The sequence below is a fragment of the Pseudomonas sp. P8_241 genome (genome assembly GCF_034008315.1).
Classification (GTDB): domain Bacteria; phylum Pseudomonadota; class Gammaproteobacteria; order Pseudomonadales; family Pseudomonadaceae; genus Aquipseudomonas.
This window is the reverse complement of record NZ_CP125377.1, coordinates 1,482,384-1,507,483: the sequence shown is the minus strand read 5'-3', so window position 1 is coordinate 1,507,483 and position 25,100 is coordinate 1,482,384. Positions and strand designations below refer to the sequence as shown.

Sequence of the window (25,100 nt, the reverse complement as noted above, 5' to 3'; positions counted from 1 at the left end):
CGGAGGACAATTGAATGAAAGTCTTGTTTCTAGGTTACGGAAAAATGGGTAGTGCATTAGGCGAGGCTTGGTTGAACACCGGCCTTGTCAATGAAGTAACTGCGTACGATCCGGGAGCACCCAGCGGTATGCAGGCGCTAATCGTTAACGACCTCTCCCAACTGCCTTCCCATAAGTTTGATCTTGTCGTCGTGGCGGTCAAACCCAACATGGCTGCCCAGGCAATTTCAGCGTTACCTGCTTCAGCGCTTCAAGGCGCAATTTTGCTGTCGGTAATGGCTGGAGTCACTAGCGCCACGTTGAAAACTGCGAGTGGTCACGCCATTCCAGTGGTACGAGCAATGCCAAATACACCGGTAATGGTAAATGCCGGCTGCACCGGGCTCTATACAGACTCTGATATCGGACAGCGCCGGCATGATCTGACTCGGTTATTCGAGGCAGTCGGTATTGCCTGCTGGGTCGATGAAGAGGAGCAGCTCCACGCGGTTACTGCAATCAGCGGAAGCGGCCCAGCTTATTTTCATCTCTTCAGCGAATCATTGGCTGATGCTGGCGCGGCTATGGGCCTCCCGGAAGAGCTTGCGAAGAGGTTGGCGAGCCACACGGCGCTGGGTGCTGCGAAACTGCAATGCCAACCAGATGCTAGCTTCGAAGCTCTGCGTAAGGCCGTTACCTCTCCCAATGGAACGACTGCTGCAGCCATCGATGTATTTGAGAAGCAGGGCTCTCTACGCGAGCTCGTGAAGACTGCAGCCGATGCTGCTCGTCAACGATCAGTGGAATTGTCCCAAGACTGATCCCCTCTAGACCCTAGCAATCCGTTGCTAGGGTCTGTACCCCCAATCCCCCTCCACACCGTCCCGCCCCCAGAAAAGCTCCCCCCACTCCGAACGCGGATAAAAAGCGCATTTGGCCAGAAATCCACAGCGGATTACTGCACACATTCTAAAATAAAATGTGTGCAAATTTTGCCACCACCCCACTTTCTCTCCAATCAGTTGCACCAGCCAGGTGCGCCATCTGCATACCCCGAAAAATAAGGCCCACAAAGTGTGCACTTAAGCGCTTTTTAGCGATGTTCCCTTTGGTAGCAGTGTGGATTTAAGCCGTGAGATAGAAACGGAATTCTGCACAATAAATAAATCACGGTTTTCTGCACAATTTTCAGAAAATTTTTTTTTCTGATTCCACGGTGTCATCTCTCACCTTCTTCATGAACTTGTGGGGATACGCAAACCCTTGGCCCAACGGGGCTGCATCGAATATCGCCTCCCCTCAGTGACCCTAGAAAACGAGACGATTGTTCGAGGCTCTTGGGCCGCCAATTGCCCCACCCCCGAAGACTGGCACGCTCTCTGCTCTATCACTATCGATCCTGTAGCACTTAGTGCTTAACCCACAAAGGCATCTAAACGTTATGAGCAAGTTTAATATTGTGTCTCTCGCGACCGCGATCAGCCTGGTTTCTGTATCCGCAGCACATGCCGATAAATTGGAAGATATCGTGGGGGACGGAACACTTCGCTGTGCAATCACACTGGATAATGGTCAAGCAGGTTTTCGCGATGCTCAAAACAATCCGGCAGGCTTCGACGTAGATTACTGTAAAGACCTCGCTGCCGCCTTGGGAGTCAAGGCCTCGATCATTGACGTCCCATTTCCTGACCGCATTCCATCAATCATTTCCGGCCGTGCCGATGTCGCTGTCGCATCGACATCACCAACAATGGAACGCGCTAGATCGATTGGCTTTTCGGTTCCATATTTCGCTTACCAGTACGTTGTGCTTACACGTGAAGATACCGGGATTAAAGGCTACGAGGATTTGAAAGGGCACACTGTCAGCACCCCTCAAGGTAACTACGGTACTGATTTTTTGACCGCAGACATCAAACGATGGAACGACCCTAAGGGTAGCCTGAAGTCATTCCAGAACATGAACGACAACATTCTTGCCGTCAGCCAAGGTCATAGCGATGCCACAGTTGTTGTGAATACGGTTGCTCAGGACGCGGTTAAATCTGGGAAATTTAAAGGCTTGAAAGTTGTTGGCGCCGCACCTTGGCAAATCGACTATGTATCTCTGGCTGTAGCACGAGACGAATATGGCTTCCTAAATTACTTAAACCTCTTCGTCAATCAACAGACGCGCTCCGGCCGTTATACCGAGTTGTGGAACAAGTGGATTGGCGGCCCAGTTCTGGATCCGAGCAAATCTGGCGAGCTCCTTTGATTGTGTGTCACCCGTTATCTGATTTGCGAGGGCCGTTATGAGTTACAACATCCAATGGAGCGCGATACGCCGAGCACTCCCCGCTATGCTAGACGGAGCCCTTGTCACCATTGAGATCGCTGCGATCTCAATGGTACTCGGAGTCATCATTGCGTTGCTGCTGACGGTTATGAGGGAATCGCCATTCCGCATCCTGAAAGGCATAGCAATGAGCTGGGTATCGATTGCTCGCAATACGCCTTCGCTTTTTCAGATCTACATTTTGTACTTCGGTCTCGGCTCCTTCGGCCTGCATGTGCCATCGCTTGTCGCTCTGGTGGCCGGCATTACCTTCAACAATGCTGGCTACCTGGCTGAAAGTTTCCGAGGGGGGATGAAGGCGGTACCTGATACTCAGGTCAGAGCTGCAAGGTCGCTTGGGCTTACCGCTACCCAAGCGTATCTACACATCGTCGTACCACAACTGTTGCGAATTGTTTTCCACCCCATAGCTAACCAGATGGTTTGGGCCGTACTGATGACGTCCCTCGGAGTTATTGTAGGCCTGAACAATGATCTCGCCGGGGTAACTCAAGAAATCAACATCAAGACCTTCCGTACGTTTGAACTCTTTGTAACAGCAGCCGTGATGTACTACTGCATTTGCAAGTTGGTGGTCGGATTAGCCCGCCTTTTAGGTTGGCGCTTATTCCGCTATTAAACACCAGCGAGGGATAGACACATGCTTACCACAAGCTTTACAAGCTCTGACCTGATGATATTGCTATCAGGCACTTGGCTCACCATACAATTGACATTTTGGGCGGTACTAATAGGAACCGTCTTGGGCATGGTGTTGGGCTGGTTGCGAAATTACGCACCCAGACTGACACTACCACTAGGCTGGATCCTGGATATTTTCAGAAGCGTGCCATTGTTAATCCAGTTTGTCGTGGCCAACTCGCTAAATAGCATCTTGGGCTGGCACTTTCAAACCTTCACTATCGGCTGTATCGCACTGGGACTTTATTGCACTGCCTATTGTACAGATATCGTCAGGAGCGGACTGCAGTCGGTTTCATACAACGTTACCCGTGCCGCGCGCTCACTGGGCTTAACTTACTGGCAGGAAATTCGTTGCATTAGTGCGCCACTTGCTGCACGAGTTGCGTTTCCATCTTGGGTAAATATGACCCTGGCGGCAATGAAGGATACAGCGCTTGTAACTTGGCTAGGCTTGTATGAGCTATTGCGATCATCTCAATCGATAATTACCCGAATACAAGAACCTTTGTTGGTGCTGTGCATCGTTGGTCTTATCTACTACATCATGAGTTGGGGTGTCGCCTGGTGCGGTGCTCACGTTGAAAAAAGGTTGAACAGCAATGATTAATATCCATCAAGTTCGCAAATCCTTTGGGGATCTAGAAGTTGTCAAAGGCGTTTCGCTGGATGTTAAGAAAGGCGAAGTGCTCTCGATCATTGGTGGTTCGGGTTCCGGCAAATCTACGCTCCTCATGTGTATCAACGGTCTGGAAAAAATTCAATCCGGCACGATCAAGGTTGACGGCATTGATGTCCACAACCCGAAAACCAACCTCAACCTGCTGCGTCGAAAAATCGGAATCGTTTTTCAACAATGGAATGCTTTTCCGCACCTTACGGTGCTCGAAAACGTGATGCTCGCGCCACGCAAGGTTTTGGGTAAAAGTCGTGAAGAAGCAGAGGAGGAAGCTGTTCGACAACTCAAGCATGTGGGGTTGGGAGAGAAGCTTAACGTGTTTCCTACCAGACTCTCAGGGGGCCAGCAACAGCGCATGGCAATCGCTCGTGCGCTGGCAATGAATCCCGACTATATGCTGTTCGATGAAGCCACATCCGCCTTGGATCCTCAACTCGTGGGCGAGGTACTCGATACGATGAGAATGCTCGCAGAAGACGGCATGACGATGGTGCTTGTAACGCACGAAATCGCATTTGCCCGAGAGGTCTCGGATCGAGTCGCCTTCTTCCGCCATGGTCTCATTCATGAGCTGGGCACTCCCGACGAAGTCATTCGCAATCCCACACGGCCAGAGACGATCGATTTCCTGAAGTCCATAAAATGATCAGCACTGAAGGCGGTTACGGGATCGAAGTATCGCCGTTATCCCAAATCCGAGTCACATGAAGATCGAGGCTCACGTGGAATACGATTACATAATTATTGGCGCGGGCTCTGCTGGATGCATTGTCGCTAACCGACTGACCGAGGATCCGTCTGTACGGGTTTTGCTGATTGAAGCCGGTGGAAAAGACAAGTCGCTTATCATCGATATGCCAGCAGCTTTGCCATTTGCGTATGGAAGCAAGAAATTGGGCTGGCAGTATGATTCCGGGCCAGAGCCGCACCTGAACAATCGCTTGATCGACGAAAAGCGAGGCAAAGTGCTCGGTGGTAGCTCGTCTATCAATGCCATGATTTTCAACCGTGGTAATCCGCTGGATTTCGAAGGCTGGGCTGCCAACGGCCTCCCCGAGTGGAGCTTCGCCCATTGCTTGCCCTATTTCCGTCGTATGGAAACTTTCTCCGGTGGCGCCGATCAATGGCGAGGTGGCGAAGGCCCGATGCAGATCACTCGCTGCAAGGCCGAGCACAAGCTCTACGACACCTTCCTGCGCTGCGGTGAACAAGCCGGATATGCGCTGACCAACGACCACAACGGGTACAAGCAGGAGGGCCTGCATGTTGCCCAGGCTCTGGTATATAACGGCGTGCGCTGGTCTTCCTCAAGGGGCTATCTGCACCCAGTGGAAAATCGCACCAACCTCGAAGTCTGGACTCACTCTACGGTGCGCCGTATTGATATCGAGAAGAAAATAGCCATTGGCGCACAGGTAGACCATCAAGGTAAAACCCATTCAATTCGTTGCAAACGCGAAGTGATTCTGTGCGCGGGAGCGTTTAACTCTCCACAGCTTCTGATGCTGTCGGGCATTGGCGACGCGGACGAGCTCATCAAGCTTGGTATCAAAAGCGAAGTACACCTCCCTGCAGTGGGCAAAAATCTGGAAAACCACCCTGGGGTGAACATCCAGTACGCCGCACGCCATCAGGATTCTCTCGTCTCGCAGCTTGGGCCCATTGGCAAGGTGAAGATGGGTGCACAGTGGCTGTTGCAGAAAAAAGGCTTGGGGGCGACCAACTTCTTTGAGACGGGCGCGTTTCTTAGAAGCCGTGACGACGTCGAATTCCCCAACGTTCAGTTCGAGTTTTTACCGCTGACCCGCTTTGTCCGCAATGGAAAGCTCGTAGCCGTTCCGGGATTCCAATTCTGGGTTGATCTTTCTCGTCCCGAAAGCCGTGGCTCGGTGACTCTTCGCTCCAAAGACCCGACTGACGCTCCTCTGATTGTGTTCAACCATTTGAGCACTCAACAGGACATGCGCGACATGATCGATTCGATCCGCCTCGCTCGCAAGCTGATCGCGCAGCCGGTCTGGGATGGAATTCGAGGAGAGGAGCTTGCACCCGGAGCTGACGCCCAGACCGATAAGGATCTGGAGGCATTCATACGCGCGAATACCGGCACTTCGTATCACCCCGCTGGAACTTGCCGGATGGGTTCTGATGATGACTCTGTAGTTGACTCAGAAGGTCGCGTGCGCGGTGTTCAGAAGTTGCGAGTTGTAGACGCCTCGATCATGCCACGCGTAGTCACAGCCAATCTCAGTGCCTCGATCATGATGATTGCTGAAAAAATCAGCGACCGCATCGCTGGCAAAACTCCTCTTCCCCCATCAACAGCGTCGTTTTACCGAAGCTGATCCGGGCATCGCGTCATACCCAAATTCATTGGAGTTCACATGTTTAACGAAAAGATCGAATTGCTGATTGATGGAGCATGGTGCCTTGGCAGCGAGGGTGAAACTCTACCTCTGCTCAACCCAGCCACTGGAGAAGAAATTGCCACCATTCCATGTGCGAGCATCGAAGACCTCGACCGGGCTCTCAATGCTACCCAGCGAGCGTTTGAAGAATGGAAACAGCTGACTGCAGCCCAACGATGGACGCTGCTCAGCAAAGCAGCTGATCTTTTGGAAGCGCGCAAACCAGAAATTTCCCGCGTACTCACCCAAGAGAACGGAAAGTCGTTGCAAGAAGCTGCTGGTGAAGTTCAGTTCTGTGTTGATGCCATCCGCTGGTACGCCGAGGAAGGCAAACGAGCATATGGTCGAATCATTCCTGCACGAAACCCGCTTGTTCGCCAGAGCGTTCTTAAAGAACCTGTCGGGCCGGCTTTGGGGTTTGCAGCTTGGAACTTCCCCGCTGGGAACGTTGCACTGAAGATCGCCGGCGCGCTAGCGGCGGGATGCTCCATCATCGTGAAACCAAGCAATGAAACACCTGGTACTGCAGTGGGTATCGTTCGTTGCTTCCAGGACGCAGGCATTCCAGCAGGAGTTATCGGTCTGGTATTTGGCCCCCCTGGCCCGATCTCGGAATACCTGATTGGCTCACCCATCCCCAAGAAAGTGTCACTCACCGGCTCCACACCAGTAGGGAAAACGCTGCAGAAGCTCGCTGCGGACACACTGAAACGTTGCACTATGGAACTGGGCGGACACGCTCCTGTATTGGTATTTGAGGACGCGAATCTGGAGCGTGCTCTCGATCAACTCGTGGCAGCGAAATTCAAAAACGCTGGGCAGGTGTGCACCTCCCCTACCCGCTTCTTTATCCACCGTTCAATCTATGAGCAATTCATAGCGGGTTTTCTGGAGCGTACCAAACGCCTGGTTATTGGGAACGGCTTGGAGCAAGGCGTAGTAATGGGCCCGCTGATCACCGAACGCCGCTTGGATAACATGGATACTTTGGTGGCAGATGCAGTAGCGAAAGGCGCCAAAGTACTCACCGGAGGAAGCCGACTGGAGCGCGAAGGTTTCTTCTTTGCTCCAACGGTAATGCGTGACGTCCCAGATGACGCATTAATCATGGTTGATGAACCGTTTGGCCCGCTCGCTCCTCTGACCGTGTTCGACACCTTCGAAGAGGTGATTCAGCGAGCGAACGCGCTGCCATATGCATTGGCCGCGTACATCTTTACTCGCGATGGAACGACTGCTGCACGAGCCAGCCAAGCGGTTGAGGCGGGCGTGGTGGGCATCAACCATATGTCTGTACATGAGGCAGAGACCCCTTTCGGAGGATTCAATGAATCAGGATATGGCCATGAAAGCGGGCTGGAAGGCTTGGACGCTTATCTGCGAACCAAAATGGTAGCTGACGCGCAGGTTTAACTAGAAGGTGCTCCAACCTAGTAAGGTTGGAGCACTCATTATCGACGCAAACCCGCAACCGCATGTCGATACTGAAGAGGGGTGTAGTGGGTACTCGCCTTGAACTGACGTGTGAATGCACTATGGTCTACATATCCGCAGTCACCGACAATCTCATTTACGCTCTGAGTCGTCGTTTCCAGCAGCGTGCAGGCTCTCTCCATGCGGAGCTGGGTCAAAATCTGCTTAGGCGTGAGACTGAACAGCTCTCGTGTCAGACGCTCAAGCACATCCGAAGAAAAATTAAACGTTTTGGCAGCATCCTTGATTAGGATAGGTGTGTTGCAGTTGTCTTTCAGATACGCCAAAAATGAATTCAACGTCCTATAGTTGTCATGCCGCTCCTCAGTCGCAGGGAGCACCCTGGAAATCCCCACCAACGCCGCGCCACCTGGCACTGCTCCTCGCACTTTAAATTTTGAGCTCAGACACCACTTGCGCTGTTTATTCAGGGAAAGGCACATCTCCAAAGCGTTCAGGACTTCTTTTCCCGTCTCGATGACATGCAAATCCTGCTGTGAAATCTTCCCGCCTGGGTTGGTGAAAATCTCTTCGCATGTGCGGCCGATCATGTCCCTTTTGTCTGATAGGCCAGCATGTTCGACAATGGCCTGGTTCACCACCAAATATCGAGCAGCGTGATCCTTGATAAAAAATTGGACATCCGGCAAGAGATCGAAGAGCTGTTCGACAAAGGACAAATTCGTTCCGGAGCAGGAGAGATCCGTTAAAAAATCAAGATCGACCATTTCGTAATCCTGTTTCTAAGCTGTGGTGATGTATCTAAGTCAAAATGCGAACGGCTCTGGGAGCACAGGTATTTGCAACAAAGCATTTTGAGTGTGCTCGATGTGCTGTTCCAACAAGAGGATAGCGGTTGCAACATCGCGGGCTTCGCACGCTTCCAAAATGTCTGCGTGCTCCCTAAGCGAGGATTTTTGCCCTACTGAATTGGACTGCAACACCTTGAGATGTAGGTCTACACCTTTGACAGTGTCCGCGATCATTTTCAACAGCGTTGGACGCTGACAGGCACGATAGAGAATGGAATGGAACTCAAGGTTCAGCTCACCCCACTCTCGTGGAGATGTACTTTCTTCGTATCGATGCAGCACATCCCGAGCGGCGCTAAAGTCGGAATCCTGGAGCTTTGGGATCGACAGCTGGAGTGCTCTGCTCTCTAGGGCGATCCGGATGTCCAGCGTTTCAATCAGGTCAGCAACTGACTTGTTCGCCACGACTGAACCTTGACGCGCTACGTGGCGGATGAGCCCCTCAGCTTCCAGTCTTTTTAGCGCCTCTCGAACTGGCAGCCGACTCACTCCAAACTGCTTGGCCAAATGAACCTGCTTAAGCTGTACGCCTATACCGATAGTCCCGCTCAATATCATTTCCCGGAGGCGGTTCGTGACGGCGTCGGCGCTTAAGCCGATCTTGTTTTCTTCGAGAGCACTTTGCACGGGCATATAAAGATCTTTTTGATGGACGGTTGAGAACAACACCCTAGCCTCAGGAGATCCCAAGACCCCCTGCATGGCGGAAACTCCTGAGGAATACTTGTTCTGCGCTTGAATAGAGCTGTAACGATTTGCTGGGTTATCAAATGACAGGAAAATGGTGATCTTGATGGGGCTAGATCAATAACGATTTTTTGCACATTTTCTGCGCACAAAAACTCTTCGAAATTCGGCATATCCACGTTGTATCCTTTTATGGATCCACTGTAAAGACCTGCCCTTATGGACTGCTGGTACTTTCTTATGTGGGACGTCTTGGTTGTTTCCACCGACACGAGAAGGTTTTCCTTGTCCCGCATTTCCGCACAAAACCGGCAGCCTGCCCGCTACTTGAATCACTGAGCGGTGCTCATCCGAGATGGCTGGATATCAACGACAGGGAATCGAAGCGACACCAACCAGATAAGTCAATGCGCACCTTCAAAAAATTGCCCAACTACAACAGTTGGGCAAGTGAGGAAACAACCCCGGGCAAGATGCCCAGTAGTACAGAGAGGCGGCATCAGCCTCGCCGCTGGCCGGCATCTGGCAGGTAGACGCCGGCACTCAATTAGTGATGTCTCTCAGCAGCATCCGCATCCTGTTTATTGCGGAAGAGTCAGAGAATACCTTCTTCAGCGTAAGGCGCATTTGCCTCCACTCGCTCATAACCCAGGCGAGTCAGATCCAAGGACTGGTACGAACCTTGGAGTAGTAGCTCGGCGATCGCTCGGCCCGCTGCGGGTGCATGCATCATTCCGTGCCCAGAGAAACCTGCAACTGTGTAGAGGTTAGGTAGTTTGGAGTTCCAGCGACCAATTACCGCGTTGCCATCCAGCTCGTTGACCTCATACAGGCCCGACCAAGTGCGATGGCATTTAGCAGCTTCCAATGCAGGGAAGCGGTGCGCGACGGCCGGCCAAACCACCTGCTCCCAGTAATCGTGATCAACTTCGAAATTGAAACCACGTGGCTCTGCACCGTTGACCAGCCCACCAGAAAAACCCTCCCCTTCGGAGCGGAATGCCAAACGCGAAAGGTCTTTGACGTACGGCAGCCGCTCCATCGGGGTAGCAGGCGTGAAGTAGTGCTCGAATCGACGCATGGGGACAATCGGCAGTTGCATGCCAAATTTCTCGGCAATCAGTCCTGACCAGGCTCCGCCGGCGTTGATGAAGGCCTCAGCATCGATGCGCAACCCAGACTCCAGAACAGCTGTCTGCGCCTTGTGGGTGCTCACCACCGCATCGACGAATTTATCCTTTATGTAGACCGCTCCCAGCTCTACAGCCTTGCGGCGATAACCCCAGAGCAGGCCGTTCGGATCGCACCAGCCATCATGGGGCGTAAATGCGCCTACGCCTAAGTCATCACTGTTGATAGATGGGAAGCGATTCTTGAGTCCCGCTGCGTCAAGGAGCTCCACCACGCATCCGTGCTCTTGCTGCTTGCGCACATTGCGCTCGATCGCGGCGACGTGTTCGGGCTCGACAACAAAAAGATATCCGCCCTCAACCCAATCTACAGGAGCCGGACGCCCCTTCGACTCCATCTCGTGCTCGAAATTTTTGATGCGCTCAATGCTGTAGAGCGACATCTCGATGTTCTCAGTACCGGTGAATTGAACTCGGCAACCACCCGAGGAACGCAGTGCACTTGCGAACTCATAGGTTGAATCTGGCTCGATCACGCACACCGACGTACCAGGCGAAGCCTTGAGGATATGGTACGCAACACTGGAGCCGATGATGCCGCCACCGATGATAGCAACATCGAATTTCTGCACATTTTGCTGAGTCATTTGTAGCCACCTGCTGGATTGATGGTGACTTTGTATCCTTTCGTGGATCCACTGTAAACCCCCTATTTACTTGGCATAAGATAAAATTCTATATTCATCTCAGCACATTTAGGGACGCATAAAAAACTGTGCAGCAATGCACTAATTAAAAACGGATTTCAGCACAAAATTGCGTCGCACTGGCTCTTGTCCGAGATCCAAACTGCGCCAAACACGAATCGCCCCAGCAACATGGATCGACTTGAACATGAATACCGCTATTGGCACCGCCCATGCGCCCTGCGCAGATACCATCGGCCAGCACATCGTGGACTCGGCTTGCCAACTGATCACCGATCAAGGCTTTTCTGGAATGTCCATGCGCGGCCTTGCGAAAACAGTTGGGCTTCACGCTGGGAGTCTCTACTACCACTTTCCAAGCAAACAGGATTTGCTTGAGGAAGTAATGGAGCATCTTCACCAGAAGCGACTGGCATCATGGCGTAGGGAAAAATCGAAGCACCGGTCAACGCGTCCAAGGCTGGAAGCATTCATTCGCTTCAACGTGCAAAGACATCTCCACAGCGAACCAGAGGAGCGCCTGCTCAAGATGGAAGCTTGTCATCTAGATCCTGTCCAGCAGAAGCGCGTTTTGGAACAGGAGCAGGTGTATACCCGTGAGCTCGAATGCATTTTGAAGAGAGGGATGAAAGAAGGCATTTTTCAGCGCATTGATGCCGAAGTCATTGCCTGCGGGATTCTCGGATTAACTAGCTGCACAGTAACGCTGAAGCAGCATCGCAATCTGCCAGAGCCAACACTTGTGAGTCTCATCAATGGCATGGTGAACCAGCTTCTGTCAGCGAGAACCGAGGCTTCTCGATCACCTTAACTCTATCGGCGCGGCATCTTGAGCGGCACGGATCCCGCTGAGCAATGCCTATGTATAGGGCGAATCACCCTAACGCTCCCACTATGAAAACGTGTCAGATCACTCACAATCCGAGCCCTTCATGCATTGTCAAAGACAGTCCCTCCATAACGAATTGCACGCTCGACCTTCTCTCTACTTTGAGGAACCCGCGCATGTTTATCACTTGGCATTCATCGGTGATCCGTTTGAATGCAAATCGCTTGTGGAAAAGCTCTGCCATTCACCTATAGACCCACTATCTGTTCAAGGCATCTCGCGACTGGGTGGCCACCCATTGAAATGGGAACAGCATGCCGAATTTTTTACGGTGACCTGGGTGGTGCCTTCTGAGGATGGACTCCGGAACTGGACTGAATCGCCCCGGATTCTCTAGACACCTTGCAAGCTCATTGCGTAACGCTTTTCAAACTCTACCGGCGACAGCTGATTGTTGAAACCATGACGACGTTTTGCGTTGTAGAACATCTCGATGTAATCGAACACATCACTACGAGCATCTTCCCGCGTGGTGTAAATTTTCCGCTTGATCCGTTCCCGTTTCAGAAGCTGGAAAAAGCTCTCGGCCACGGCATTATCATGACAGTTGCCTCGGCGACTCATGCTGGCAACCAAATTGTTCGCCTTCAAAAAGCTGCGCCAATCGGAGCTGCTGTACTGGCTACCTTGGTCGCTATGAACCATTACCTCTTGTTTCGGTTTACGCCTCCAAACCGCCATCAATAACGCATCAATAGCCAAATCACTGGTCATCTGAGACTTCATTGACCAGCCTACAACCTGACGAGAAAACAGATCCAGCACCACAGCCAAGTACAACCAGCCTTCATATGTACGAATGTAGGTGATGTCGGTGACCCAAACCTTGTTGGGTTCCACGACATCGAACTGGCGCTTCAGCAAATTGGGTGAGGCGACCGCTGGCTTACCGCCGTACTTTCCAGGGCGACGTCGATACCCTGTCTGAGAGCGCAGACCTTCAAGACGCATCAGCCTCGCTACACGATGGCGACCACAGTCTTCACCGACCTCGCGCAGATCGTCATGGATTTTGCGATAGCCATAAACGCCGCCACTTTCCAGCCATGAATGCTTGATCAAACCCAGCAGTCGTTGGTCGTCTTTGGCGCGTGCAGATTGCGGCTCAGACAACCAGGCGTAATACCCACTGGGGTGGACTTTCAGCGTCAGGCAAAGCCGTCGTATGGAATAGTCATCTGCTCGCTGCTTGATAAAGGCGTACTTCAACCGCACTCCTTGGCAAAGTACGCGGCGGCCTTTTTTAAGATGTCTCGCTCTTCAGTAACCCGCTTGAGTTCTGCTCGCAGACGACGCAGTTCAGCGTGCTGATCATCGTCCTGCTGCCGTTCTTCTTGAGGTTTGCTGTAGCGCTTTATCCAGGCGTAGAGGCTATGCGTCGACACGCCAAGACGGGCCGCTACATCAGCGACAGGCAGCTTCTTTTCGGTCACTTGATTGACCGCTTGGATTTTGAATTCTTCGGGGTAACGCGGGTTGCTCATGGCACCTCCTAATTGGCCTCAGTTTAAGGCAAAGAGGTGTCTACGAAACCCGGGGCGATTCATGCCGTCAAAGCAGGAGCCGCGCTTTCATTCGGGGCCGGGAACATAACGGTGTTCTATGGCCAGAATGGCTCAGGCAAGAGCGGCTACGCACGACTTCTAAAACAAGCTTGCGGCTCCAGATCGAAAGACGAAATTCACCCCAACGTGTTCGTCGAAGAGCCGGTGCCTTGCCGGGCTCAATTCCAGCTTTCTATTGGTGGCCAAGCTGGAAAAATCGAATGGACACTCGCCGACGGCGCTCATCCAAAGCTTCGCCATGCTCAGATCTTTGACTCAAGAACAGCCACACAGTACATGGGCAAAAACGAGGCAAGCTACGAACCTAGCCAGATGAAGTTCGTTGCGGCATTGATCGCAATATCAGATAGGGTTAGCCAGCACCTAGGATCGGCGAAGAACGCCTTATTGAGTTCGTTACCTCAATTTCCATTGGATTTGGGAATTACCGAAGAAAGCAAATGGCTTGCTGCGCTGAAGCCGGCAACAATCACAACAACCATCGACAAAGCATGTCTGTACACAGAGGAAAATGATGCAGAACGAATCGGCCTCGAAGGCGCTTTAGCTCAAAAAGACGTCGTTGGACGACTGGGCGAGATCACCAAGGAGAAGCAGGGCCTGGCTAACGTGCAATTGGCGATGAGTTCGCTCAAGGAGAAGCTTTCCGATGGTGCTGCCCAAGCCATCGTTAATGCCCACTCAGATGCAAAACTCAAACGTCAGGCTGCCCAACAGTCAGCTCAGCAACTGTTCGCAGAAGCTCCTCTCGACGGCGTGGGTGAACCCATATGGCAGCAACTTTGGGCACAGGCCCGGCTTTTTTCCCAAAGCCATGCCTATCCTGGAAACGAATTCCCCGTAGTTGGTCACGAGTCGCGATGCGTGCTCTGCCAACAGGAACTCAAGGACGATTCGGCTGATCGATTGCGACATTTCGAAAGTTTTGTCACCGAAGGCCTCGAACGTGCGGCCAAAGATGCAGAAGACAAATTAAAAGGATTGCTCCGCGCACTCCCCCACTCACCGACAGAGCAGGACTGGCTAGCTCACATGTCGCTGCTCAAAATAGACCAGCAGCACGCCATTGATTTACACACGGCATTAGTTAAAAGACGTGCAGACTTAGATAAGGCAGATCAGATTGAAAAGGTTGCAGCTTTTGATTGGGCGCCTGTGAATCAGGCACTAACTGATCAGTCACAGACGCTTGAGACGGAAGAGAAATCGCTGAACGAACTGCTGCAAGACGGTAAAAGGCAGCAAATGGAAGAACGAGTACGGAAGCTGAAGGGGATACAGTGGCTGGCTCAGAATAAACAATCAGTACTGACGGAGCGGGATCGACTGATAGCCGTTGAACAGTATGGGAAAGCAATAAAGCTCGCGGCCACCAACTCGCTCACAACAAAGAACAACGAGCTGGCAAAATCCGAATTAGACGCTGGTTATCAAACTCGCTTCGCTGCAGAACTGAAACTACTAGGCGGTTCGCGGCTACCTGTAGCTCCCCAAAGCAAGACCATTGGCAAAGGGCGGACTACTTTTGGATTGACGCTGATAGGTGCGAAAGGAAGTCGTCCGCCAGAGCAAATTCTCAGTGAAGGTGAGACGCGTATAGTTGCGCTCGCAGCTTTTTTTGCGGACATAACCGGTTCAAACCAGGTAGCCCCTTTTATCTTCGATGACCCGATCTCATCACTCGATCAGGATTTTGAAGAGCGAGTTGTCGCACGCCTTGTTGACCTTGCACAAACACGCCAAGTCATAATCTTCACTCACAGATTGTCACTGATCACACTTCTGGACGCCGCCGTGAAGAAGGTGGCAGAGCACCCGGATCTCCCAAATATTGTCCATGAGGTTCAAACCCTTCGACGCTTAGAGAAGATATCCGGAATCTTGACAGGACAAAGTGCCAGAGACTCGAAACCCAAAACGGCCATTAACAAGCTCTTGAACGAATTTCTGCCTAAGCTCAAAAAGCACCAAGCCGAAGGCGACGCCGAAAGCTATGACCTCATGGCTAAGAGTGTCTGCAGCGACTTCCGGATAATCGTAGAGCGTGCGGTAGAGGTGGTACTGCTGAACAGCGTCGTACTGCGATTCAGAAGAGAGGTGATGACTAAAGGGCTCCTCAGACAGCTGAGCAATATCACCCAGGAGGATTGCGATCTGATCGACGATCTGATGACTCGATATTCAGTTTACGAGCACTCCCAGGCAGATGATCTGCCCGCTGTTCCACCTGAGCTTGCAGACCTCGAAACAGACATGAAGTCGCTTGCCGATTGGATGGGAGAATACTCAAAACGGGTTGCCTGATTTTTGTCTTCAAGTGCCGGCCACGGACGATGAATCCGGGGCTGACTTTGGAGTGGCGAAAGTGCTGGAGCAGCTAGGGCGGGCTAAGTCGAAGGTGAATCGGTACCGGCAGTCGTAGGGGCTTTCTTACACCTAGCATTCGAAACGCCTAGTGATGAGCTATGACTGTGATTCCGCCCCAACGTGTATTCGTGCTCACCGCTAAGCCACGGCACTAGAATTGCTAGCTAAGGAGACTGGAAAGGGCAGAGTCGATCGGGCTAAAGCCTGTTAGCAGATAGCTTATCGAAACCGTTTCGCGATCGTCTTGGAAGGGGTATTGCTTGAGGGCTTAGCAACAAAGAATCTAGAGGAAAAAGCAAAGCGGGAGGATATGTCCCCTGCAGGAATCGAACCTGCATCTAGCCCTTAGGAGGGGCTCGTTCTATCCGTTGAACTAAGAGGACTCAACACATGTATCTTCGGTTCTTTCTCAGTCAGTTTCAAGCAAAGAGCAAGAAAAACAAAGCTTTAATGCTCAGTGCTCACCGATTTTCCATTTCGCCCCCGGCCCCCTTAAACCGAGTTGAGTCAGCTCAATCTCCTTACACCACTCCCAGTCAAAGGAGATGATCTCAATAGGAGTCTAGGGAGTACCCCAGATAAGAACTGCCAACCTTCCCCTTAGGAGGGGGATGCTCTATCCAATTGAGCTACTGAGACACAAATCCCCCGCATGATTCACAGTGCGATGGACGGCGTGCATGTTAACGGGCAGGCACGATTTTGTCATGTCGTCCGTAGGGCTTTTTAAGTGTAGGCAAGCGCCTCTTTCGAGCGAAGAGTTACCTACCGTGCAAAATGCATCACCGCAAAAAGCCACCATTGCAAAATGCAACATCAGCCTTTCGAAAACTCGACCTATCTAATTGTTTTTAAAGGAAAAAAATACATACAGAGTCTGGCATGCGAGCTGCTTTAGCTGTTCTCACAGAACAAATGAGGCCAGCGTCATGAACCGTGTCCTTTTAATATCGAATGCGATCACGCTGACAATACTGCTGGGTGGTCATTTTTTTGCCGATCACATTGATACGCAGGTGGCCCAACGCATGCCGCACTACCTTCAACTGCAGGAATCTCCACAACTGGCAGTGATGAGCGATCAGCGTGGGTTTGTCGGTCAGGACGTAAGCCAGGAAAACGTCGTGTTGCCAGCACCTTCTGCCGAACGTCTGGTTTTTTAATCTACCCTCGAGGAGCACAGCATGTCCAAATCAGCCGCAGGATTTTTTATCCTCGCCTTACTGAGCGGCCTTTTCCATTTGATGATGGCCCAGGACATGTCCTTCACCCTGCCGCTGCTGGCCTGCGGGATTTTCACCACGCTGTTCGTGCTGGCATTGATAGTCGGGCGCAAGATCAAATTTGACCCGGTCTTGCGTTAATCCCCCCGCTATCGGATGGCTGAACCGACTGCCATCCATCCTGAATTTCCTCGCTCACTGCATGCCACCTAGTAAATCGGCCATTTGCCACTACTCTGTATAATTAAGAAACAGTGATCGCATCTGCCTGTTCACGCCTTCAAACGCCGTTTGTCGGTCAAAAAGCACGGTCGGCTATAGGCGCTTGTCCAAGTTTTCAAACCAGTCCGCATTTTTGACAAATGGTGCTGGCAGAACGCCTTTATCCAGTTCAATATTTGTCACAGAATTGACGCCAAGGATCCGGCTTGCTTGAGGCATGATGCACGCCTCCATCAATTCAGGTTGAACATTTGGCCAGAGCGCTTGTCTTATCAGACATCCTGCGGCCAATCCCGAAAACCGCTCCCCTGAACTAACCGGTTAAATATATGCGCCCATTGAAACAGGCAATTTATTCCAGCCGTACGGCTGACAAGTTCGTCGTACGTCTGCCAGACGGAATGCGTGAACGCATTGCCGAGGTGGCTCGCAATCATCATCGCAGCATGAACTCCGAAATCATCGCACGCCTTGAGCAGAGTCTTATTCAGGAAGGCGCCTTGGGAGAAGAGCTGAGCATGCGCCTGGACAGCCCAGAGCTCTCGCTGCACGAGCGCGAGTTGCTGCAACGCTTTCGCCAACTCTCACACCGTCAGCAGAACGCCCTTGTTTCGCTGATCGCTCATGATGCCGAAATGGCCGCCGACGCGTCCTGATTCAACCCGAAAGCCCAAGCCAGCCTGATCGCTGGCTTTTTTTTGCCTGAAATTCGCACACAAAAAACCCGCCGAGCGGCGGGTTTTGGTGAGCGGTAACTCAGAGCAGGAAGATCGTTGCCAACCCCAAAAAGATGAAAAAACCACCGCTGTCGGTCATCGCGGTAATCATCACACTGGCGCCCATCGCAGGATCTCGCCCAAGCCGCGCCAGCGTCATCGGGATCAAGACCCCCATCAAAGCCGCCAGCAACAGGTTGAGGATCATCGCCGCGGTCATCACCACACCCAGCGACCAACTGCCGTACAACAGGTAGGCGACGACCCCGATCACCCCACCCCAGATCACGCCGTTGATCAAGGCAACCGCCAACTCTTTGCGCATCAGCCGTGTCGTATTGCCAGTGCTGACCTGATCCAGCGCCATGGCCCGAACAATCATGGTGATGGTCTGGTTGCCCGAGTTGCCACCAATGCCCGCCACGATAGGCATCAATGCCGCGAGCGCCACGAGTTTTTCGATCGAGCCCTCGAACAACCCAATCACTCGGGACGCCACAAACGCGGTAATCAGGTTGATCGCCAGCCAGGCCCAGCGGTTACGCAAAGACTTCCAGACCGATGCGAAGATATCTTCCTCTTCGCGCAGACCCGCCATGTTGAGGACTTCGTTTTCACTCTCTTCACGGATAAGGTCGACCATTTCGTCAATGGTCAGACGGCCGATCAGCTTGCCGTTCTTGTCGACCACGGGAGCGGAAATCAAGTCATAACGCTCGAACGCCTGCGCAGCATCGTAAGCGTCTTCGTCCGGGTGGAAACTCACCGGATCGCTCGCCATCACTTCGGAAACCTGTTTGTCCGGGTCGTTGACCAGCAAACGCTTGATCGGCAACACACCCTTGAGGACGCCGTCGTAATCGACCACAAACAGCTTGTCGGTATGCCCCGGAAGCTCCTTGAGACGGCGAAGGTAACGCAGGACCACTTCAAGGCTGACATCCTCGCGAATCGTCACCATCTCGAAGTCCATCAGTGCGCCGACTTGCTCCTCGTCATAGGACAGCGCTGAGCGCACCCGCTCGCGTTGCTGCAGGTCCAGAGTCTCCATCAGTTCATGGACGACGTCTCGCGGCAGCTCGGAGGCCAGGTCAGCGAGTTCGTCGGCATCCATGTCCTTGGCTGCAGCCAGGAGCTCGTGATCGTCCATGTCGGCGATCAGGGTTTCACGAACCGAATCTGATACTTCAAGAAGGATGTCGCCGTCGCGATCAGCCTTGACCAGTTGCCAAAGCGTCAGACGGTCGTCCAGAGGCAAGGCTTCAAGGATGTAAGCGACGTCGGCGGAGTGCAAATCATCGAGCTTGCGTTGTAACTCGACGAGGTTTTGCCGATGAACCAGGTTCTCGATCCGATCGTGATGCGGACCTTCCTGGCGATGAGTCAGGTCTTCGACAACTCGCTGGCGCTGCAGCAATTCAACCACCTGAGCCAGGCGGTCCTGCAAGCTTTCCTGCGTTTTCTTTACTTCAACTTCAGACATAGGCGAACTCCACTCCCAGCAGCGGGGCGCGCCGGAAGGATCAATCAGTCAATTCATGATTGGAAAAACGGGGTGCTGAGTAACTACTGGGTAAGTCCATGGAAAAAATCCAAAAGCCCCGGCGGGGCTGACGGGCGCAATGATACACCGCCTGACGGTTTAAAACGTTAAAAAATCGCGGCTGAAACAAGCGCTTGCGAAACAAACTTGAGCACTGTCCTGACCCATGAAAGTGCGACGACTCATTCTGAAAAGAAAACACACCGCCCTCGAAATTTGTTCCGGCTACCCTTCTGACAGCACGTCCAGGAGGACGATCAATGCGATCGAATGCGCCGTACTTTTTACTGCTCGCCCTGCTCAACCTGCCGCCCCCGGTGCTCGCTGCCACCGTTAACCGCTGCGAGGCAGGCGATGGCCGGATCACCTTCACGACATTGAGTTGCGAGGCGGGAGAACGCGTTTCGATACACCACATTCGTACCTTTCAACCTGGAAGCATCATGACTCTCATGCCGGAATCCGAAATGCGCGACACACCAGGTATGAAATCCACGAGGAGAGAACCGGTCGTGGTCGGCCAGCAGGAGGACAAATGTGGAAACTTGCTCAATGCCAGGCAGCGCCGCGAGGCAATCATCAATCAGCGCGTGGTCGCCGGCATGAGCCGCCAGGATGTCGAAAGCGCACTCGGCAAGCCGGATAGGATCAGTATTCGAAATTCGGCCACGAGTTACCGCTACGACACACAGCGAGGCCGCAGCGCACACATTGAGTTTGACGAGAGGGGATGCACAAAGGGAAAAGCCAAATCCCAGACGGCAAAAAGCCCGCTTTAAAAGCGGGCTTTCTGTTGTATGGTGCACTCGACAGGATTCGAACCTGTGACCGCTCGGTTCGTAGCCGAGTACTCTATCCAGCTGAGCTACGAGTGCAGTTTGTGTTTTTAGACCAGATCACAACTGGTTGAAGCCAAGTTACTTACATTACTATAAATAACTCTTAAATGGTGCACTCGACAGGATTCGAACCTGTGACCGCTCGGTTCGTAGCCGAGTACTCTATCCAGCTGAGCTACGAGTGCATTTGTTGCCGCGCATTATAGGCCGTCTAATCTCTATGTCAAACACTTTTTCTAGTAATTTCAACAACTTACCGAAAAAGCCAGATTACAACGTACTACGCAAATAATGGCGGAGAACGGGGGATTCGAACCCCCGACACCCTTTTGAGGTGTACTCCCTTAGCAGGGGAGCGCCTTCGGCCACTCGGCCAGCTCTCCGCAACACGGGGCGTATATTAACCAGCTTCTTCCCCGTTTGCAAACATAAAAAACGATAAAAATTAATGGCTTGGTTCTTCGTCCTTCTCTTTCTTGATACGCAGGTAAATTTCTTCCCGGTGAACCGCCACCTCTTTAGGGGCGTTGACGCCGATGCGCACTTGATTTCCTTTGACGCCGAGCACGGTCACGGTGATTTCGCCATCACCGATAATCAGGCTTTCTGCGCACCGACGAGTCAGAATCAGCATACCTTTCTCCTCACGCAATTCATTTCAGGGACAACAGTCTGCAAAAAAAAGGCACTCGACCCACAACCGGAGCGGTCGCAGCCCTACATGCCTGAGTATTGACCAGCGCGAGCAAAAGAACAGGCTCGGGGTCACGCCATTCAAAAAACAAAGGGCGCGGTCAGACCGCGCCCTCTGGCAAACGCATTACTCGCCCTGTCGGGCCGGTGCGTCCAGTTCGAAAGCCGTGTGCAGAGCGCGCACAGCCAGTTCCAGGTACTTCTCTTCGATCACTACGGAAACCTTGATTTCCGAAGTCGAGATCATCTGGATATTGATGCTTTCCTTGGCCAGGGATTCGAACATGCGGCTGGCCACGCCTGCGTGAGAGCGCATGCCAACGCCGACGATCGACACCTTGGCGATCTTGGTGTCACCAACCACTTCGCGGGCACCCAGCTCGGCAGCGGTCTTTTCCAGCACCGCTTGCGCGGCCTGGTAGTCGTTGCGGTGCACAGTGAAGGTGAAGTCGGTGGTGTTATCGTGCGCAACGTTCTGCACGATCATGTCGACTTCGATGTTCGCGGCACTGATCGGGCCGAGAATCTTGAAGGCAACGCCCGGGATGTCTGGCACGCCACGGATGGTCAGCTTGGCTTCATCGCGGTTGAAAGCGATACCGGAAATGATCGGCTGTTCCATGGTTTCCTCTTCATCAATAGTAATGAGGGTGCCCGGACCCTCCTTGAAGCTGTGCAATACGCGCAGCGGAACGTTGTACTTGCCGGCGAACTCGACCGCGCGGATCTGCAACACCTTGGAACCGAGGCTGGCCATTTCCAGCATCTCTTCGAAGGTGATCTTGTCCAGACGCTGCGCCACGGAGACCACACGCGGGTCAGTGGTGTAGACACCGTCGACGTCGGTGTAGATCTGGCACTCGTCAGCCTTCAGGGCTGCCGCCAGCGCTACGCCGGTGGTGTCGGAACCACCACGACCGAGAGTGGTGATGTTGCCGTGCTCATCGACGCCCTGGAAACCGGCGACAACCACCACGCGACCGGCCTTCAGGTCACCACGAATCTTCTGGTCATCAATCTGCAAGATACGCGCTTTATTGTGCGCGCTGTCCGTCAGGATCCGCACCTGGTTGCCGGTGTAGGAAACCGCCGGCACACCACGCTTGATCAGCGCCATGGCCAACAGGGCAATCGTCACCTGCTCACCGGTGGAAACGATCACGTCCAGTTCACGGGGAACCGGTTGATCTTCGCCACTGATTTGCTTGGCCAGATCGATCAGACGGTTGGTTTCGCCGCTCATTGCAGACAGCACAACCACCAGGTCATCGCCGGCATCGCGGAATTTCTTAACCTTGTCGGCGACCTGCTCGATTCTCTCGACAGTACCGACCGAGGTGCCTCCAAATTTCTGTACGATCAAAGCCATTTCAAAGCCGCCTCTGCCCATGAAGGGCGCCCAAATAATCACTCAAAACAGCGTTCCGGCCCGCCACTAGACTGCAGACCGGAGGCATTGCCTTATAAACCCTGCTCTACAAACGGAACAGTCAGAGCCAGTGCCCCATCCAGTGCGCCAGCGTCGGTACCGCCGCCTTGCGCCATGTCTGGACGACCACCGCCCTTCCCGCCCACTGCCGCAGCGGCTTGCTTCATCAAATCACCGGCTTTGAGTTGGCCAGTCAGGTCTTTGGTTACGCCTGCAACCAGAACGACCTTTTCCTCATGGACACTGCCGAGCAGGATCACTGCGCGACCGAGTTTGTTTTTCAGTTGATCGACCAGCGCCAGCAGCGCCTTGCCATCCTGACCGTCCAGACGCACGGCCAGCACTTTCACGCCTTTGACGTCCTGTGCCTGCGCCGACAGATCGTCGCCCGCCGCGCTGGCTGCCTTGGCTTGCAACTGCTCGAGTTGCTTTTCCAGCAGACGGTTGCGCTCCAGCACAGCCGACAACTTGTCGATCAGGTTGTCGCGGCTGCCCTTGACCAGGCTGGCCGCTTCCTTGAGTTGTTCTTCGGCCGCGTTCAAGTACGCCAGCGCAGCTGCGCCGGTGACCGCTTCGATACGACGCACGCCCGAAGCCACACCACCTTCGCTGATGATTTTCAGCAGGCCGATGTCGCCGGTACGGTTGGCGTGGATGCCGCCACACAGCTCGACGGAGAAATCACCGCCCATGCTCAACACGCGCACGTTGTCGCCGTACTTCTCGCCGAACAGCGCCATGGCGCCTTTTTGCTTGGCGGTTTCGATATCGGTTTCTTCGGTTTCAACGGCGGAGTTCTTGCGAATCTCGGCGTTGACGATGTCTTCCAGCGCTTTGATCTGTTCAGGCTTGATCGCTTCGAAGTGGCTGAAGTCGAAGCGCAGGCGCTGACTGTCGACCAACGAACCTTTCTGCTGCACGTGATCGCCCAGTACTTTGCGCAATGCTGCGTGCAGCAAATGCGTGGCCGAGTGGTTCAGCGAAGTGGCGTGACGCACGTCAGAATCGACGTGGGTTTCCACTGGCGCGCCAACGATCAGGCTGCCCGAAGCCAGCACGCCGTGGTGCAGGAATGCGCCACCGGTCTTGGTGGTGTCGCGCACGTCGAAACGAGCATTGCCGGCCTGCAGGTAACCGCAGTCGCCCACCTGGCCACCGGACTCGGCGTAGAACGGCGTCTTGTTGAGAACGATTACGCCCTCGTCACCTTCACTCAGTACATCGACCGACTGGCCGTTTTTGTACAGGGCGACGATTTTTGCCGAACCACTGGTATCGGTATAGCCAGTGAACTCGGTGGCCACGTCAACCTTGACCAGGGTGTTGTAGTCCAGGCCGAACGAGCTGGCCGAACGCGCTCGCACGCGCTGGGCTTCCATCTCGCGCTCGAAACCGGCTTCGTCGATGGTCAGCTCGCGCTCACGGGCGATGTCGGCGGTCAGGTCCATCGGGAAACCGTAGGTGTCATACAGCTTGAACACCACGTCGCCCGGTACCACGGTGCCTTTGAGCTCCAGCAGATCCTGCTCGAGAATCTTCAGGCCGTGCTCCAGAGTCTTGGAAAACTGCTCTTCTTCAGCCTTGAGGACGCGCTCGATGTTGCTCTGCTGCGCTTTCAGTTCCGGGAAGGCTTCGCCCATCTCGGCGACCAGCGCCGCGACGATCTTGTAGAAGAAGCTGCCGGTGGCACCCAGCTTGTTACCGTGACGGCAAGCGCGACGGATGATCCGGCGCAGCACGTAACCACGACCTTCGTTGGACGGCAGCACGCCGTCGGCGATCAGGAAGCCGCACGAACGGATGTGGTCGGAAACCACTTTCAGCGAAGACTGATCGCCATTTTCACAGCCGATCGCTTCGGCCGACGCGCTCAGCAGGTTCTTGAACAGGTCGATTTCGTAGTTGGAATTGACGTGCTGCATCACCGCGCTGATTCGCTCCAGGCCCATGCCGGTGTCGACCGACGGCGCTGGCAACGGATGCAACACGCCATCGGCGGTGCGGTTGAACTGCATGAACACGTTGTTCCAGATCTCGATGTAGCGGTCGCCGTCTTCTTCCGGCGAGCCCGGCGGGCCGCCCCAGATGTGGTCGCCGTGATCGTAGAAAATTTCGGTGCATGGGCCGCACGGGCCGGTATCGCCCATGGTCCAGAAGTTGTCGGACGCGTAAGGCGCGCCTTTGTTGTCGCCGATGCGGATCATGCGCTCGACCGGGACGCCGATGTCCTGGGTCCAGATGTCATAGGCTTCGTCGTCGGAGGCGTAGACGGTCACCCAGAGCTTTTCCTTTGGCAGCTCCAGCACGCCGGTCAGGAAGGTCCAGGCGTAGGTGATGGCATCACGCTTGAAGTAATCGCCGAAGCTGAAGTTACCCAGCATCTCGAAAAAGGTGTGGTGACGAGCGGTATAACCGACGTTTTCCAGGTCGCTGTTCTTGCCGCCGGCGCGTACGCACTTCTGGCTGCTGGTGGCGCGGGTGTACGCGCGCTTTTCCTGGCCCAGGAAGCAGTCCTTGAACTGGTTCATCCCCGCGTTAGTGAACAGCAGGGTTGGGTCGTTGCCCGGAATCAAAGAGCTGGAGGCGACACGGGTGTGGCCTTGCTCTTCGAAGAAGCGAAGGAAGGCTTCACGGATTTCTGCGCTTTTCATTAGGTTCTTCCACGGAGGCTGCGGCCAAAGGCCTGTTCGAAACGTCATCAGACGAAACGACGGCAAAGG

At 53.6% G+C, this 25,100-nt stretch carries 22 protein-coding genes and 5 tRNA genes; 14 read left to right on the top strand and 13 right to left on the bottom strand.

Features of this window, described 5'->3' with window-relative positions; genetic code table 11:
- Positions 1 to 14 precede the first annotated feature (14 nt).
- From proC to QMK58_RS06705, 7 genes are all read left to right on the top strand, one after another.
- The gene (proC, locus tag QMK58_RS06735; protein WP_320396040.1) at positions 15 to 800 is read left to right on the top strand and encodes a pyrroline-5-carboxylate reductase; all 786 of its coding nucleotides are present in this window, start codon (positions 15 to 17) and stop codon (positions 798 to 800) included.
- A gap of 620 nt (positions 801 to 1,420) precedes the next feature.
- Positions 1,421 to 2,236 carry a transporter substrate-binding domain-containing protein gene (locus tag QMK58_RS06730; RefSeq protein WP_320396039.1) on the top strand — a complete coding sequence of 272 codons (816 nt, stop codon included), beginning with the start codon at positions 1,421 to 1,423 and terminating at the stop codon, positions 2,234 to 2,236.
- Positions 2,237 to 2,273: 37 nt separating this feature from the next.
- The gene (locus QMK58_RS06725) at positions 2,274 to 2,936 is read left to right on the top strand and encodes an amino acid ABC transporter permease (RefSeq protein WP_320396038.1); all 663 of its coding nucleotides are present in this window, start codon (positions 2,274 to 2,276) and stop codon (positions 2,934 to 2,936) included.
- Between the two features lie 21 nt (positions 2,937 to 2,957).
- Positions 2,958 to 3,608, top strand: coding sequence for an amino acid ABC transporter permease (locus QMK58_RS06720; RefSeq protein WP_320396037.1), 651 nt, complete (start codon positions 2,958 to 2,960; stop codon positions 3,606 to 3,608).
- Positions 3,601 to 4,323, top strand: coding sequence for an amino acid ABC transporter ATP-binding protein (locus tag QMK58_RS06715; protein ID WP_320396036.1), 723 nt, complete (start codon positions 3,601 to 3,603; stop codon positions 4,321 to 4,323). Before QMK58_RS06720 ends, QMK58_RS06715 begins: the two co-directional genes overlap by 8 nt.
- 76 nt (positions 4,324 to 4,399) lie before the next feature.
- Complete coding sequence (locus QMK58_RS06710; RefSeq protein WP_320396035.1) at positions 4,400 to 6,022, top strand: choline dehydrogenase; 1,623 nt, start codon at positions 4,400 to 4,402, stop codon at positions 6,020 to 6,022.
- A gap of 39 nt (positions 6,023 to 6,061) precedes the next feature.
- Positions 6,062 to 7,498, top strand: coding sequence for an NAD-dependent succinate-semialdehyde dehydrogenase (locus tag QMK58_RS06705; RefSeq protein ID WP_320396034.1), 1,437 nt, complete (start codon positions 6,062 to 6,064; stop codon positions 7,496 to 7,498).
- 38 nt (positions 7,499 to 7,536) lie between these two features.
- On the opposite strand, the gene QMK58_RS06700 is transcribed toward QMK58_RS06705, so the two are convergent.
- From QMK58_RS06700 to QMK58_RS06690, 3 genes are all read right to left on the bottom strand, one after another.
- Entirely contained in the window at positions 7,537 to 8,286 is a 750-nt protein-coding gene (locus QMK58_RS06700; protein WP_320396033.1) for a helix-turn-helix domain-containing protein, read from the bottom strand.
- A 39-nt stretch (positions 8,287 to 8,325) separates the two neighbouring features.
- Complete coding sequence (locus QMK58_RS06695; protein WP_320396032.1) at positions 8,326 to 9,072, bottom strand: GntR family transcriptional regulator; 747 nt, start codon at positions 9,070 to 9,072, stop codon at positions 8,326 to 8,328.
- Between the two features lie 580 nt (positions 9,073 to 9,652).
- Positions 9,653 to 10,834: an FAD-binding oxidoreductase gene (locus QMK58_RS06690; RefSeq protein ID WP_320396031.1), complete on the bottom strand. Its 1,182-nt coding sequence runs from the start codon at positions 10,832 to 10,834 to the stop codon at positions 9,653 to 9,655.
- A 247-nt stretch (positions 10,835 to 11,081) separates the two neighbouring features.
- Between QMK58_RS06690 and QMK58_RS06685 the strand changes: the two genes are divergently transcribed.
- Together QMK58_RS06685 and QMK58_RS06680 are read left to right on the top strand one after the other, a co-directional pair.
- Positions 11,082 to 11,705: a TetR/AcrR family transcriptional regulator gene (locus QMK58_RS06685; protein ID WP_320396030.1), complete on the top strand. Its 624-nt coding sequence runs from the start codon at positions 11,082 to 11,084 to the stop codon at positions 11,703 to 11,705.
- A gap of 121 nt (positions 11,706 to 11,826) precedes the next feature.
- On the top strand, positions 11,827 to 12,120 hold the full coding sequence (locus tag QMK58_RS06680; protein WP_320396029.1) for a DUF3422 family protein: 294 nt from the start codon (positions 11,827 to 11,829) through the stop codon (positions 12,118 to 12,120).
- Here the strand turns inward: QMK58_RS06680 and QMK58_RS06675 are convergent.
- Positions 12,117 to 13,267 (bottom strand): IS3 family transposase gene (locus QMK58_RS06675; protein ID WP_320394926.1). Its coding sequence is split into 2 segments (ribosomal slippage): positions 12,117 to 13,033 and positions 13,033 to 13,267, totalling 1,152 coding nucleotides; the frame shifts between segments, so codons are not numbered across the junction. The two genes, QMK58_RS06680 and QMK58_RS06675, sit on opposite strands and share 4 nt — an antisense overlap.
- A 36-nt stretch (positions 13,268 to 13,303) precedes the next feature.
- On the opposite strand from QMK58_RS06675, the gene QMK58_RS06670 reads away from it, so the two are divergent.
- Positions 13,304 to 15,652, top strand: coding sequence for an AAA family ATPase (locus tag QMK58_RS06670; RefSeq protein ID WP_320396028.1), 2,349 nt, complete (start codon positions 13,304 to 13,306; stop codon positions 15,650 to 15,652).
- 374 nt (positions 15,653 to 16,026) lie between these two features.
- On the opposite strand, the gene QMK58_RS06665 is transcribed toward QMK58_RS06670, so the two are convergent.
- Positions 16,027 to 16,098: transfer RNA gene (locus QMK58_RS06665), tRNA-Arg, on the bottom strand.
- 187 nt (positions 16,099 to 16,285) lie between these two features.
- A tRNA-Arg gene (locus QMK58_RS06660) sits at positions 16,286 to 16,354 on the bottom strand.
- Positions 16,355 to 16,644: 290 nt separating this feature from the next.
- Between QMK58_RS06660 and QMK58_RS06655 the strand changes: the two genes are divergently transcribed.
- The 3 genes from QMK58_RS06655 (at position 16,645) to QMK58_RS06645 (ending at position 17,816) form a co-directional block, all read left to right on the top strand.
- A complete protein-coding gene (locus QMK58_RS06655; protein WP_053156140.1) occupies positions 16,645 to 16,878 on the top strand; it encodes a hypothetical protein in 234 nt (77 codons plus the stop codon).
- A 21-nt stretch (positions 16,879 to 16,899) separates the two neighbouring features.
- Positions 16,900 to 17,079, top strand: coding sequence for a PA3371 family protein (locus QMK58_RS06650; protein WP_053156134.1), 180 nt, complete (start codon positions 16,900 to 16,902; stop codon positions 17,077 to 17,079).
- Between the two features lie 410 nt (positions 17,080 to 17,489).
- A complete protein-coding gene (locus tag QMK58_RS06645; protein WP_003178899.1) occupies positions 17,490 to 17,816 on the top strand; it encodes an Arc family DNA-binding protein in 327 nt (108 codons plus the stop codon).
- A 100-nt stretch (positions 17,817 to 17,916) separates the two neighbouring features.
- Here QMK58_RS06645 and mgtE read toward each other — a convergent pair whose 3' ends face one another.
- The gene (mgtE, locus tag QMK58_RS06640) at positions 17,917 to 19,359 is read right to left on the bottom strand and encodes a magnesium transporter (protein WP_053156131.1); all 1,443 of its coding nucleotides are present in this window, start codon (positions 19,357 to 19,359) and stop codon (positions 17,917 to 17,919) included.
- A 320-nt stretch (positions 19,360 to 19,679) separates the two neighbouring features.
- Between mgtE and QMK58_RS06635 the strand changes: the two genes are divergently transcribed.
- Positions 19,680 to 20,198 (top strand): cell envelope protein SmpA, encoded by a 519-nt coding sequence (locus QMK58_RS06635; protein ID WP_320396027.1) that lies wholly within the window; start codon positions 19,680 to 19,682, stop codon positions 20,196 to 20,198.
- 19 nt (positions 20,199 to 20,217) lie between these two features.
- On the opposite strand, the gene QMK58_RS06630 is transcribed toward QMK58_RS06635, so the two are convergent.
- The 6 genes from QMK58_RS06630 to alaS all read right to left on the bottom strand — a co-directional run bounded on the left by QMK58_RS06630 (position 20,218) and on the right by alaS (position 25,031).
- Positions 20,218 to 20,294 (bottom strand) — tRNA-Arg (locus tag QMK58_RS06630).
- Between the two features lie 72 nt (positions 20,295 to 20,366).
- Positions 20,367 to 20,443: transfer RNA gene (locus QMK58_RS06625), tRNA-Arg, on the bottom strand.
- Positions 20,444 to 20,550: 107 nt separating this feature from the next.
- Positions 20,551 to 20,641 (bottom strand) — tRNA-Ser (locus QMK58_RS06620).
- 62 nt (positions 20,642 to 20,703) lie between these two features.
- Positions 20,704 to 20,892, bottom strand: a complete 189-nt coding sequence (gene csrA, locus QMK58_RS06615; RefSeq protein ID WP_002554426.1) for a carbon storage regulator CsrA — start codon at positions 20,890 to 20,892, stop codon at positions 20,704 to 20,706.
- A 186-nt stretch (positions 20,893 to 21,078) separates the two neighbouring features.
- Positions 21,079 to 22,320 carry an aspartate kinase gene (locus tag QMK58_RS06610; RefSeq protein WP_053156406.1) on the bottom strand — a complete coding sequence of 414 codons (1,242 nt, stop codon included), beginning with the start codon at positions 22,318 to 22,320 and terminating at the stop codon, positions 21,079 to 21,081.
- A gap of 92 nt (positions 22,321 to 22,412) precedes the next feature.
- Complete coding sequence (gene alaS, locus QMK58_RS06605) at positions 22,413 to 25,031, bottom strand: alanine--tRNA ligase (protein ID WP_053156125.1); 2,619 nt, start codon at positions 25,029 to 25,031, stop codon at positions 22,413 to 22,415.
- Between the last annotated feature and the right edge of the window lie 69 nt (positions 25,032 to 25,100).

What these genes read in the sequence shown, in the direction of transcription:
- proC (WP_320396040.1), top strand. Translation starts at nt 15, where the DNA reads ATGAAAGTCTTGTTTCTAGGTTACGGAAAAATGGGTAGTGCATTAGGC.
- QMK58_RS06730 (WP_320396039.1), top strand. Translation starts at nt 1,421, where the DNA reads ATGAGCAAGTTTAATATTGTGTCTCTCGCGACCGCGATCAGCCTGGTT.
- QMK58_RS06725 (WP_320396038.1), top strand. Translation starts at nt 2,274, where the DNA reads ATGAGTTACAACATCCAATGGAGCGCGATACGCCGAGCACTCCCCGCT.
- QMK58_RS06720 (WP_320396037.1), top strand. Translation starts at nt 2,958, where the DNA reads ATGCTTACCACAAGCTTTACAAGCTCTGACCTGATGATATTGCTATCA.
- QMK58_RS06715 (WP_320396036.1), top strand. Translation starts at nt 3,601, where the DNA reads ATGATTAATATCCATCAAGTTCGCAAATCCTTTGGGGATCTAGAAGTT.
- QMK58_RS06705 (WP_320396034.1), top strand. Translation starts at nt 6,062, where the DNA reads ATGTTTAACGAAAAGATCGAATTGCTGATTGATGGAGCATGGTGCCTT.
- QMK58_RS06700 (WP_320396033.1), bottom strand. Translation starts at nt 8,286, where the DNA reads ATGGTCGATCTTGATTTTTTAACGGATCTCTCCTGCTCCGGAACGAAT.
- QMK58_RS06695 (WP_320396032.1), bottom strand. Translation starts at nt 9,072, where the DNA reads ATGCAGGGGGTCTTGGGATCTCCTGAGGCTAGGGTGTTGTTCTCAACC.
- QMK58_RS06690 (WP_320396031.1), bottom strand. Translation starts at nt 10,834, where the DNA reads ATGACTCAGCAAAATGTGCAGAAATTCGATGTTGCTATCATCGGTGGC.
- QMK58_RS06685 (WP_320396030.1), top strand. Translation starts at nt 11,082, where the DNA reads ATGAATACCGCTATTGGCACCGCCCATGCGCCCTGCGCAGATACCATC.
- QMK58_RS06680 (WP_320396029.1), top strand. Translation starts at nt 11,827, where the DNA reads ATGCATTGTCAAAGACAGTCCCTCCATAACGAATTGCACGCTCGACCT.
- QMK58_RS06655 (WP_053156140.1), top strand. Translation starts at nt 16,645, where the DNA reads ATGAACCGTGTCCTTTTAATATCGAATGCGATCACGCTGACAATACTG.
- QMK58_RS06650 (WP_053156134.1), top strand. Translation starts at nt 16,900, where the DNA reads ATGTCCAAATCAGCCGCAGGATTTTTTATCCTCGCCTTACTGAGCGGC.
- QMK58_RS06645 (WP_003178899.1), top strand. Translation starts at nt 17,490, where the DNA reads ATGCGCCCATTGAAACAGGCAATTTATTCCAGCCGTACGGCTGACAAG.
- mgtE (WP_053156131.1), bottom strand. Translation starts at nt 19,359, where the DNA reads ATGTCTGAAGTTGAAGTAAAGAAAACGCAGGAAAGCTTGCAGGACCGC.
- QMK58_RS06635 (WP_320396027.1), top strand. Translation starts at nt 19,680, where the DNA reads ATGCGATCGAATGCGCCGTACTTTTTACTGCTCGCCCTGCTCAACCTG.
- csrA (WP_002554426.1), bottom strand. Translation starts at nt 20,892, where the DNA reads ATGCTGATTCTGACTCGTCGGTGCGCAGAAAGCCTGATTATCGGTGAT.
- QMK58_RS06610 (WP_053156406.1), bottom strand. Translation starts at nt 22,320, where the DNA reads ATGGCTTTGATCGTACAGAAATTTGGAGGCACCTCGGTCGGTACTGTC.
- alaS (WP_053156125.1), bottom strand. Translation starts at nt 25,031, where the DNA reads ATGAAAAGCGCAGAAATCCGTGAAGCCTTCCTTCGCTTCTTCGAAGAG.